Consider the following 6,657-nt stretch of genomic DNA (forward strand, 5'->3'; position numbering starts at 1 on the left):
CCTTTTTTTCGTTAGACCGTAAAGATCTTTTCGCGCAGTTCCTGCCATGTATCCTCGTCGGCCGCGACCAGCAGTCCGCCGTCGGTGTGATGCGGCAGATAGGCCGATCCGTCGAGACGGGCCACATGGCCACCGGCCTCCTGCATCAACAGCGCGCCGGCCAGGTGATCCCAGGGCATCAGCTTGTTGTACATGGCAAAATCCATATGCCCCTGCGCCAGCAGACGATATTCATGTGCCGCACACCGATAGCTGGTGAACAGCCGCACGTCCGCGAGATTGACCAGAAGTTTCCGACGCGTCTCGATGTCGAAATAGCCGGTGTTGGCAATGCCGATCATCTGCTCGAGCGGTTGCGACGGGCGCATGAACATCTGCTCCTGCGAGCCGTCGGGCTTGCACATCCAGCTGCCTGAGCCCTTCTCGACGATCGCCCAGTCATTGCCGATCGGGTCGTAGATCAGGCCGGCAACCGTCTCGCCTTTGCTGACGACGGAGAGCATGACACCGAACAGCGCAAGTCCCGAGGCAAAGTTGAACGTGCCATCGATCGGATCGACCACAACTGCCAGATCCGCGCCGGCCAGCCTGCCCAGCAGCGCCGGATCGGCGGCCACCGCTTCCTCGCCAATGAACAGCGCACCCGGCATGATTTCGGCGACGCCATCCCGGATCAGCCGCTCGGCAGCTTCATCTGCCTCGGTGACCAGGTCGATCGCCTCGCTCTTCATCCGCACATCGCCCTCGCCCAGATTGCGAAAACGCGGCAGGATTTCACGGACTGCCGCCTCCTGCAGGAGATTGGCAAGCGCTGCAATATCGATGTCGGCCATATTAGCTGTCCTTGGATGTCTGAAGTGCTGAAAAATCAAAAAGCTTGGGATCGAGCAGATGCGAGGCATCGACATGCCCGAGCGCCCGCAGCATCGCGTCCTTGCGGCCGGGCATCCTCTGTTCGATGCCTGCCAGCATGTCCTTCATCGCATTGCGCTGAAGGCCGTCCTGGGAGCCGCAGAGATCGCAGGGAATGATCGGGAATTCCATCGACTGGGCAAAGCGCGCCATGTCGTCCTCGGCGACATAGGCAAGCGGCCGCATGACGAAGAGATCCTTCTCGTCGTTGAGCAGCTTGGCCGGCATGGCAGACAGCCGCCCGCCATGGAAGAAATTCATGAAGAAGGTTTCGAGAATATCTTCGCGGTGGTGCCCCAGCACCAGCGCATCGCAGCCTTCCTCGCGCGCGATCCGGTAGAGATTGCCGCGACGCAGGCGCGAACAGAGGGAGCAATAGGTGCCGCCTGACGGTACTTTCTCTTTCACGATCGAATAGGTGTCGCGATATTCGATCCTGTGTTCGACACCAATCGCCGTCAGATAGTCCGGCAGCACATGTTTGGGGAAATTCGGCTGGCCCTGATCAAGATTGCAGGCGATCAGCTCGACCGGCAGCAGGCCGCGCCATTTCAGGTCGAGCAGGATAGCCAGCAGACCATAGCTGTCCTTGCCGCCGGACAGGCCTACCAACCAACGCTTCTGGCCCCTCAGCATGTCGAAATCGGTGATTGCCTGACGGACCTGGCGGATCAGCCGCTTGCGCAGCTTGTTGAACGACACGGACTGCGGCGCCTTGGCGAAAATCGGATGGATGCCGGCGAGGTCGAGTTCGTCCTCTGTGGTGGTGGCATCGGCGCCAAATGTATCGGCGGGCAAGGAAATGTTCATTTCGGGCTCCCTCGGGCGCGTGGGGCCGCGTGGCATATCGTGTGTGCAATGCCCCTTTAAGCCGTCAAGATCAAGTGCCGAAGACAGACCAGCCCGTCTTCGTCGCCAGCATTTCCAGCGCGACAGAACCGAGCGCCGAATTGCCGACCTTGTTGAGCCCCGGCGACCAGACAGCGATTGAAGCCTTGCCCGGCGCGACGGCCAGGATGCCGCCGCCGACGCCGGACTTGCCCGGCAGACCGACATGGAAGGCGAAATCACCCGAACCGTCGTAATGGCCGCACATCATCATCAGCGCGTTGATGCGCCGTGCGCGCTTGGGCGAGACGACCGAAAATCCGGTCAGCGGATTGGTGCCGCGATGGGCGAGATAGAGGCCGGCATGGGAGAGCTGGACGCAGCTCAGCGCCAGGGCGCATTGGTGGAAATAGACGCCAAGCACATGCTCGACCGGATGATGCAGATTGCCGAAGCCGCGCATGAAATTGGCCAAGGCGAAATTCCGGTAGCCGGTTTTCTGCTCCGACTGCGCCACTTTCTCGTCGATCGACAGCGTCTCGTCATCGGCGACGTAGCGCATGAAACGTAGATATTCGCCGATCGCCTCGCGAGGCGCATGGCCGGCCAACACCATGTCGGCGACGACGATCGCGCCGGCATTGATGAACGGATTGCGCGGAATGCCATGCTCGTGCTCAAGCTGCACGATGGAATTGAACGCAGACCCGGATGGTTCGCGCCCGACCCTGTTCCACACGCCCTCGCCGGCCTTGCCGAGCGCCAGCGTCAGCATGAAGACCTTGGAAATGCTCTGGATGGAAAACGCCGCATCCGCATCACCGGCCTTGTAGGTCTGCCCCTCAACCGTGGTGATGGCAATGCCGAACTGCTTGGGGTCGATCCGCGCCAGTTCTGGAATGTAGTCGGCCACCTTGCCCTCGCCCAGCCGGGGCTCGAGCTCGCGCACGATGTCGTCAACGATCGCCTGCAGGTCCATGTCCACCCTCTCGCTCGGAAGCGCTGGCCCAATATTCATTGTCCACCATCCCACTGCAAACAGAAAAAGCCGCCCCGAAGGACGGCTTTTCCAAAAATCCGAAACGCGTCGATTAACGCGAGTAGAATTCGACGACCAGCTGCGGTTCCATGACGACAGCGTAAGGAACGTCGGACAGGGTCGGCACACGAGCGAAGGTAGCGACCATCTTGTTGTGGTCGACTTCGATGTAGTCCGGAACGTCACGCTCGGCGAGCTGGACCGATTCGAGAACGGTGACCAGCTGCTTCGACTTCTGGCGAACTTCGATCACGTCGCCAGCCTTGCAGCGGTACGAGCCGATGTTGACCTTGACGCCGTTGACAGTGACGTGGCCGTGGTTGACGAACTGACGGGCAGCAAAGACGGTCGGTACGAACTTAGCGCGGTATACGATCGCGTCCAGACGCGATTCGAGCAGACCGATCAGGTTCTCCGAAGTGTCACCCTTGCGGCGGTTGGCTTCGTCGTAAGTGGCGCGGAACTGCTTTTCGCGCAGGTCGCCGTAGTAGCCCTTGAGCTTCTGCTTGGCGCGGAGCTGGACACCGAAGTCCGAAAGCTTGCCCTTGCGGCGCTGACCGTGCTGGCCAGGACCGTATTCGCGGCGGTTGACCGGGGACTTAGGACGACCCCAGATATTTTCGCCCATGCGGCGATCGATTTTGTACTTGGATGCAGCGCGCTTGCTCATCGCATTTCCTTCTCAACAGGTTACACCGGTTTGTTGCCAAACCGGATCAAGGAAACACACCCTCCTCTGAGTTCCGTTTTAGAAACTCTGACAGGCCTCTCACGTAAAGCGTACGGGGAAAACCACGGGACATGTCGTTAAACGACGGGCTCTCAGGAACCCGAAGTTGACGCGGCTATATGGGGGATGGCCGGAAATGTCAACATTGTGACTTGAAGTTTCCAAGCCGCTGCCCCATCTGACTTTTCACGCAGCCACCGGGCCCCTCTGACGTTGAGCGCCGGATTCTCGTGATGTCGGGGCTGCGATCAAAAACCTTTCCGGCAAAGGGATCCTCATGTTGGATTTTCTTTGGGTTGACTTCCTGGGCACACCTTCCTGGATGTGGCTTACCTTCGTTTCTCTCGTTGCCTTTCTACTCGCTCTCGACCTTGGCGTCATGCACAAGGAAAGCCGTGAAATCGGTATCAAGGAGAGTTTTCTTCTCTCAGGCTTCTACATGACGCTTGGCGTCGCCTTTGGCGGCTGGGTCTGGTTCCAGAGCGGCCAGCAGGCTGGTCTCGAATATCTCACCGGCTTTGTCGTCGAGAAAAGCCTTGCGATGGACAATATCTTCGTCATCGCCATGATCTTCGGCTATTTCTCCATCCCCCGCGCCTACCAGCACCGCGTCCTCCTCTGGGGCATTCTCGGTGTCATCGTCCTGCGTGGCGTGATGATCGCCGCTGGTGCAGCCATCGTCGAAAACTACGACTGGGTTCTCTATCTCTTCGCCGCCTTCCTGGTCATCACCGGCATCAAGATGCTGCTGACAGCCGAACAGGAACACGACGTCTCGAGCAATCCCGTCCTCAAGTTTCTGCAGAAGCGCCTGCCTGTCACCAATGGCCTGCGCGACGAGAAATTTCTGGTCCGCGAAGCGGATGGAAAAACCGGCAAGCTGAAGACATACATCACGCCCCTCTTCCTGGCGCTGATCATGGTCGAACTGGCCGACGTCATCTTTGCCGTCGACTCGATCCCGGCGATCTTTGCGATCACCACCGATCCGTTCATTGTCTACACCTCGAACATCTTCGCGATCCTCGGCCTGCGCGCGCTCTATTTTGCGCTTTCCGCCCTGATCCACCGCTTCGCCTATCTGAAATACGCGCTGTCGGTCGTGCTGATCTTTATCGGCTCGAAGATCTTCGTCGCCGATATGCTCGGCCTCGCCAAGATCCCGCCGGTGGTCTCGCTGTCGGTCACCATCGGCATCCTCGCCGTCGGCATCCTGGGGTCCCTCTGGGCAACCCGCAACATCGACAAGGATGACGCCAAGGCCGTCACCGAGCAATAACCTGTGCCCACTGAGGGGGCGGCATCCTCGCCGCCCCCTCAGCACGCGCACAAAATGTCGTGACGACTGTTTGTGACGCTGACAGCTTGGCCAAACTGGTCTAAAGCCAGCAGCACAATCAGATTTCACGATCGTGCTCGGAACTGTCATGACCTATCGCAACGCTTCCCTCTTCTTCTCGGCCTTCCTCACCGTTGCGGCTGCATTCGGGCCGTCGACGGCCGAAGCCGGTCGCGCCCATGTGATCCTCGACGCCAATACCGGACAGATCCTGGAGGCGGAAAATGCAGACGCCATCAACTATCCGGCGTCACTGACCAAGATGATGACGCTGTACCTGACCTTCGAGGCCCTGCATCAGAAACGCTTCGGCTGGGATGACCGCCTGGTGATGTCGGAAAATGCCGAGAGCAAGGAGCCCTACAAGTTCGCGGTCGGTGCCGGCAACAAGATCACCGTGCGCGAAGCCGTCATGGGCATGATTGTCCTGTCGACCAATGACGCGGCCGTCGCGGTCGCGGAAACACTCGCCGGCTCCGAACAGGCCTTCGGTCAGATGATGACCGCCAAGGCCCGTGCGCTCGGCATGACCAGCACGGTCTTCACCAATCCGGCCGGCCTGCCCGACCCCAACCAGGTGACCACGGCCGCCGACATGGCACGGCTGGGCCTCGCCCTGATGCGCGACTATCCGGAAGAGTACAAACTGTTTGCCACGACCCGCCTCACATTTCGCAGCATGAAATTCCGCGGACACAACAATTTGCTGTCCACGTATCCGGGTGCGGACGGCATCAAGACCGGCTATACCAAGGCCTCTGGCTACAATCTCGTCAGTTCTGCCAGCAATGGCAGCCGCCGCGTCGTTGGCGTTGTCCTCGGCGGCGACAGCGCAGCCGAACGTGACGGCCAGATGGCAGCCCTGTTCGACAAGTATCTGGGCGCCCAGTCCGGACAATAACCGCATCAGAGATCGGATACGCCCCATGACTGATACAGTCCTCGACCGCTTTCTCCGCTACGTCGTGATCGATACCCAGTCCGATCCGAAGTCTTCTGCCCAGCCATCGACGGAAAAGCAGAAGGATCTGGGCCGAATCCTGGTCCAGGAGCTTCTGGCCCTCGGCCTCTCCGATGCCCACCTTGATGAACATGGCAATATCTATGCGACCATCCCGGCTAACACCGACAAGCCGGTACCGGTCATCTGCTTCTGCTCGCACATGGACACCGCCCCTGACTTCACCGGCACCAACGTCAAGCCGCAGATCGTCAGCAACTATCGCGGCGGTGACATCCGGTTGACCGGCGACACCAACCAGGTGATCCGCGTCGAAAGCCATCCGCAACTGAAGAACCAGATCGGCCACGACATCGTCACAACAGACGGCACGACCCTCCTCGGCGCCGACGACAAGGCGGGCATTGCCGAAATCATGACGGCTGCAGCAACCCTGCTCGCCAATCCGGATATCAGGCACGGCACGATCAAGATCCTGTTCACCACCGATGAGGAAATCGGCCGCGGTGCAGACAAGGTGGATCTCGACAAGCTTGGCGCCCGCTTCGCCTATACGCTGGACGGCAGCACTGTCGGCGAGATCGAGAACGAGACATTCTCGGCCGACGGGGTCGAGATCGACATCACCGGTGTCGCCATGCATCCGGGCTATGCCAAGGGCAAGATGGAAAACGCCATCAAGATTGCCAGCGACATCGTCGCACGCCTGCCAAGGGACATCACACCAGAGGCAACCGAAGGCAAGCAGGGCTTCATCCACCCGACCAATGTCAGCGGCACCATGGAAAGCGCCCATATCGGACTGATCATCCGGGACTTCACCGACGAAGCGCTGGTGGAGAAAGAAA

General features: G+C 59.8%; 7 protein-coding genes. 3 read left to right on the forward strand and 4 right to left on the reverse strand.

Annotation, left to right across the window (positions count from 1 at the left end):
• Positions 1-11: 11 nt before the first annotated feature.
• The 4 genes from PDO_RS19805 to rpsD all read right to left on the reverse strand — a co-directional run bounded on the left by PDO_RS19805 (position 12) and on the right by rpsD (position 3,449).
• Positions 12-833, reverse strand: coding sequence for an inositol monophosphatase family protein (locus PDO_RS19805; RefSeq protein WP_007606096.1), 822 nt, complete (start codon positions 831-833; stop codon positions 12-14).
• 1 nt (position 834) lies between these two features.
• Positions 835-1,722 (reverse strand): tRNA 2-thiocytidine(32) synthetase TtcA, encoded by an 888-nt coding sequence (gene ttcA, locus PDO_RS19810; RefSeq protein WP_007606098.1) that lies wholly within the window; start codon positions 1,720-1,722, stop codon positions 835-837.
• Positions 1,723-1,792: 70 nt separating this feature from the next.
• The gene (locus PDO_RS19815) at positions 1,793-2,719 is read right to left on the reverse strand and encodes a glutaminase (protein WP_007606100.1); all 927 of its coding nucleotides are present in this window, start codon (positions 2,717-2,719) and stop codon (positions 1,793-1,795) included.
• A gap of 112 nt (positions 2,720-2,831) precedes the next feature.
• The gene (rpsD, locus tag PDO_RS19820) at positions 2,832-3,449 is read right to left on the reverse strand and encodes a 30S ribosomal protein S4 (protein ID WP_007606101.1); all 618 of its coding nucleotides are present in this window, start codon (positions 3,447-3,449) and stop codon (positions 2,832-2,834) included.
• A 340-nt stretch (positions 3,450-3,789) separates the two neighbouring features.
• Between rpsD and PDO_RS19825 the strand changes: the two genes are divergently transcribed.
• From PDO_RS19825 to pepT, 3 genes are all read left to right on the forward strand, one after another.
• On the forward strand, positions 3,790-4,788 hold the full coding sequence (locus PDO_RS19825; protein ID WP_037074790.1) for a TerC family protein: 999 nt from the start codon (positions 3,790-3,792) through the stop codon (positions 4,786-4,788).
• A 148-nt stretch (positions 4,789-4,936) separates the two neighbouring features.
• Positions 4,937-5,749 (forward strand): D-alanyl-D-alanine carboxypeptidase family protein, encoded by an 813-nt coding sequence (locus PDO_RS19830; protein ID WP_007606103.1) that lies wholly within the window; start codon positions 4,937-4,939, stop codon positions 5,747-5,749.
• A gap of 25 nt (positions 5,750-5,774) precedes the next feature.
• Positions 5,775-6,657: peptidase T (gene pepT, locus PDO_RS19835; RefSeq protein ID WP_007606104.1), on the forward strand; the 883-nt coding region annotated here is incomplete at its 3' end.

Origin of the sequence: Rhizobium sp. PDO1-076 (genome assembly GCF_000247475.1) — a bacterium.
Taxonomy (GTDB): Bacteria; Pseudomonadota; Alphaproteobacteria; order Rhizobiales; family Rhizobiaceae; genus Allorhizobium.